4 protein-coding genes are annotated in these 4348 nt (G+C 61.4%); 1 reads left to right on the top strand and 3 read right to left on the bottom strand.

The genetic code is table 11. The features are described 5' to 3' along the window. Positions 1-83 precede the first annotated feature (83 nt). Together B8446_RS08140 and derI are read right to left on the bottom strand one after the other, a co-directional pair. Positions 84-1814: a dihydroxyacetone kinase family protein gene (locus B8446_RS08140; protein ID WP_048848865.1), complete on the bottom strand. Its 1731-nt coding sequence runs from the start codon at positions 1812-1814 to the stop codon at positions 84-86. A 31-nt stretch (positions 1815-1845) separates the two neighbouring features. Then, positions 1846-2343 (bottom strand): D-erythrulose-4-phosphate isomerase, encoded by a 498-nt coding sequence (gene derI / locus B8446_RS08145; RefSeq protein ID WP_048848866.1) that lies wholly within the window; start codon positions 2341-2343, stop codon positions 1846-1848. 262 nt (positions 2344-2605) lie between these two features. On the opposite strand from derI, the gene B8446_RS08150 reads away from it, so the two are divergent. Beyond that, complete coding sequence (locus tag B8446_RS08150) at positions 2606-3430, top strand: DeoR/GlpR family DNA-binding transcription regulator (protein ID WP_048848867.1); 825 nt, start codon at positions 2606-2608, stop codon at positions 3428-3430. A 694-nt stretch (positions 3431-4124) separates the two neighbouring features. Here the strand turns inward: B8446_RS08150 and B8446_RS16040 are convergent. Continuing rightward, the coding region (locus tag B8446_RS16040) for a hypothetical protein (protein ID WP_199484074.1) at positions 4125-4348 on the bottom strand (224 nt) is incomplete at its 5' end.

Here is a 4348-nt window from a genome sequence, read left to right on the forward strand (position 1 = left end):
ACGGCCTTTCGGACACCAGCCGCAAGAACCTCACCGAAGCCGGCGTCAACCTCACCATCTGCAACTGACAGAAAGTGACGGCCTCAGGCCGTCACCTGCGCTTTCGCATCCGCCAGCACGGTGCCTACCACTTCGGCACACAGGGCAAGTGACAAGGCGCCCGCGTCCGGATTGCCCTTGCTGCGTGCGCCATGCATCTTCGCGCGGCCCATGCGCGGCAACAGATCCTTTGTGGCGAGAGCTGCGTCCCGCGCCACATCCGATGCGGCTCTCCACGCGTCTGCAATCGGTTGACCCTCCGCGAAACGCGCCTCAAGCGTATCGGCGAACGGCACGAGGGCATCGACCAGTGTCTTGTCGCCCGGTTTCGCCCGGCCGAGGCGCATGATCGTCTCCATTGCCGCCCGTGCGCCGTGCACGAGGTGCGCGCCATCCGTCAGGGCCGCATCGTCGAGTGCACTGCTGAACGCATGGAGTCCGGCGCCCCATAGCGCGCCGGACGTGCCACCTGCGCGATCCGCCCAGGCGTCCGCCGCAACGCGCAAGACAGTCGACGGACCGGCGCCGCTGTCGGCTGCGCGCCGTGCGGCATGTGCCGCGGCTTTCGAACCGCGCGCCATGCCCTGACCGTGATCGCCGTCGCCCGCCAACGCATCGATATGGCCGAACTCCGCTTCCTTCGCAGCCAGACTTTCGGCCAGCTTCCCCATGGCCAGGGCCATGCAGATGCCGCCCCTGCGCCCTTCCTCGGTCACGGACGGCGTACAGACGACCGGCAGTTCATCCTCGACAGGCACGGTGGCAGCCGGCTCTCCGACGATCTCGCCATGGCGCAATGCCGCCGTATCAACGGGCGCGCGCCAGTAACGCTCGAGTTCCTCGTCAAGCCATGTCATCGTCAGGGAACAGCCAGCCATATCGAGGCTCGTGACGTATTCGCCGACCAGAGGCGCAATCAGCGTCATGCCGGCTGCGCGCAACTTGGGTTCGAGCGCTTCCCACAGAACGAACAGCTCTTCCTGCTTGGTACTACCCAGTCCGTTCAGCATGACCGCGGCCCGTCTGGACCCGTCTTTCGGCACTTCTGCCAGGACACGCTCGGCAAAAAGAGTTGCCAAGGCCTCGGGCGATGGAATGTCTTCCTCCGCGATGCCCGGTTCGCCATGCACACCCAGACCAAGCGCCATGCGCCGTGCCGGCACGTGAAACAGCTTGTCGTGCTCGCCCGGGATCGTGCAGCCGTCGAACGCCACGCCGAACGTCCGGGTGCTGCCGTTGGCCTTCCGGGCCACGACTTCTACCTCGTCCAGCGACAGACCGGCCTCGGCGGCGGCGCCGATGATCTTGAAGACCACCAGATCTCCCGCAATGCCGCGCCGTGTGTCAGCGTGGTCGGCATCGGCGCTCGCAATGTCGTCCGTTGTCGCAACAAGCCGCGCATCAATTCCTTCGTCGCGCAGCCGTTCGGCCGCGATGCCGAAATTCAACACGTCTCCGGCATAATTTCCGAAACCCAGTATGACGCCGCCACCGAGATCGGCTTGGCGGGCAATATTCTGGATCGCCTGCGTCGACGGAGACGCAAACACATCTCCCGCTACGGCCGCATCCGCAAATCCGGGCCCGACATAGCCGGCAAAGGCAGGATAATGTCCCGAGCCGCCGCCGACGACGATAGCAACCTTGCCGCGTCGGCCGGGAGTGGCCCGCAGGACACCCCCGCGCACCATGCGCACCAGGTCACTGTGCACGAGGCTGTAACCGTGCAGCGCCGACGTCGCGAACTGGGAAGCATCACCGCAAATCTTCGTCATTGAACAATCTCCGCCTTGGAATGTCGGTAACTCACGCCGTCACGGCGCCAAGTTCGTGATGGGATGCCGCGTGCTCCGAATATTTGCGCCCGAGGGCGTCAATGCCCGCAACATTGCGCGCAGACGGGCTGCTGGGATCGAAAGTCTTCGCAAGCCATGCATCGACGATCGTATTCGCCAGTTCCGAGCCGATGACGCGCGAGCCCATCGTGATGATGTGCGCATTGTTGGACAGTGCCGCGCGTTCAGCCGAGTAGGTATCGTGCGTCAGCGCCGCGCGGATCCCCGGTATCTTGTTCGCCGAGATACAGACGCCAATGCCGGTGCCGCAGCACAGGATGCCGCGATCGAACTCTCCGGCCAGTACGGCCAGACCAACGCGTTCGCTCAATTCCGCATAGAGTTCGGCATGCGCATCCGCCGGATGCGACATATCCACAACCTCATGGCCACCGACCTTGGCCAGATGTGCTGCTATCAACTGCGCGAGGCCTTCGCCGGCGCTGTCGCCACCTACTGCAATTCGCATGATATCACTCCTTGCGTGACGATGCGGCTCCCCAGAGCAACTCGGTGGGAGTCGCGTAACGCTTGCGGTGTTATGTATCCCACTAACGCCGCAGAGTCAGTCCGTTCGCACTTTCTGACGCATCACAAAATCCGGAGACCATAGAAGGATTATATAAGTATCTATGCCATTTTTGGCGGCTCGCCTTGCGATCGGCACATGTTTGCATCATGTTATTTTTCACACGCGATCAACATCACGGCGTGGTTGGGAGACGAGCCAGATGAACGAAATGCTGCCTTCGGCCCGTCACGGCATGTCGGAGCGCCGTCGGCACATTCTGGATCACGTCATTGAGCATGGCGGTGCGCAGATCGATGAACTGGTCGCACGCTTCCAGACCAGCCGCATGACGATCCACCGCGATCTTCATGCACTGGCTGAACAGGGCCTGCTCCGCAAGGTCCATGGCGGCGTGACAACCTTGTCCAACGGCATTGTGGAGAGCTCGGTCCTCCATCGCGCTCGACGCGCCGCATCACAGAAGCGTGCCATCGCTGCGGTGGCCGCCAGCCTGATTACGGCTGGTGATGTCGTCGCGCTCGATGATTCCACGACAGCACGGTGCCTGTCGGAAAGGCTTATGGTCTTCGAGTCACTGACGGTCATCACCAACAGCCTCGGAATCGCGGCCACTGTTTCGGGCCGCCGCGACATCAACCTGATCACGCTGGGCGGCCGCTATCATCCGACGTTCGATGCGTCCTTCGGGCTGCTTTGCGAGCAGGCCATCGCGTCCCTGCGCGCCAACACGCTCTTTATGTCCGTCTCGGCGATCCACGGCATGACGGCCTACCACCAGGAACAGGACGTCGTGAAAGCGAAGCACGCGTTCATGCAGATTGTAGATCGCCGGGTGCTCATGGCCGATAGCGGCAAGTTCGGCAGCAGTGCGCTCAACCGCCTTGCCCACCTGTCAGAATTCGATGTCGTGATCACGGACGCAGGGCTACCCGCCGAAACGCGCCGTCAACTGATAGATTCAGGCGTCACGTTGCGAATTGCCGAGCCGACCGCAACGACACATGAGCGACCGTTAGAGAACTAGAACGCGGCGATCCGGCCGAACGACGAAGAGCACTTTACTGCGCCCGTTATCGCATTCCCGGGATCTATTTATATAAAAGCGCCTATCCTGCGCTTCCTTTTCCGCAGCATCCCTCGATGCTCCGCACTATACTCCAGCACAGTCAGTATCGGATCGACAGCGCACTCTCTGCGAGCGACAGCGAGTTCCCGAGCCTGTCCTCCGTCGTGCCCTTTCACCAGAAAGAGAGACAGAATTTCTGCCGACGCGCTCCCCACGCGCAGATGGGGCACTCGCACAGTCGTTTAGCTTGGCCGCCAGCGGCCAGGATCGCCACAAACAATGTGTCTGATGACCGTCATGATCGCGCGCTCACGTAACCCAGATACCTGAGCCTCATGCCCTGGAAACAACGTCGCCGCGCTGAGGCCCAGCTTTCGGTAAGCTGACGCCATATGGGCAGAAGGTTTTTTCACCTTCAGGATTACAGCCTCAAGGAAGGCCTTTCCCTGATGGCCTGTCATTGCGGTCAGGCAGATATTTCATCTGCATGTAAGGCCTTTTTAAAAAATGCTGTACATGCAATCGCGGTCTCCGACGGCATGGACGGAGGGCAGGACGCCCCTCGAGCGCGGACGCACGCTCCTCCATTCGCAACCCATTCTACATCAGTCGCCGTCAGCACGCATCGCGATACCCAAAGCCGTGCAATCTTTTACGGATAGAGCCCGCGAGATTTCCTGATGGAAAGCACTCTTTCCACACCGAGCATCGTGGCGGCGGTCCGATGTGACACCTTGGCGAGCTTCGCCTTGTGGACGACACGGTCAAAAGACTGGTTCATGATCCGCATCAGTTCGTCGTCCACCTCCTCAGAGCCCTTTTGGAAATTGGAGGTATGGGGGTTTGCATTGGGTCTGAAAGGTGATTCACCCTTGG

The sequence above is a fragment of the Tanticharoenia sakaeratensis NBRC 103193 genome, assembly GCF_000963885.1.
GTDB classification, from domain to species: domain Bacteria; phylum Pseudomonadota; class Alphaproteobacteria; order Acetobacterales; family Acetobacteraceae; genus Tanticharoenia; species Tanticharoenia sakaeratensis.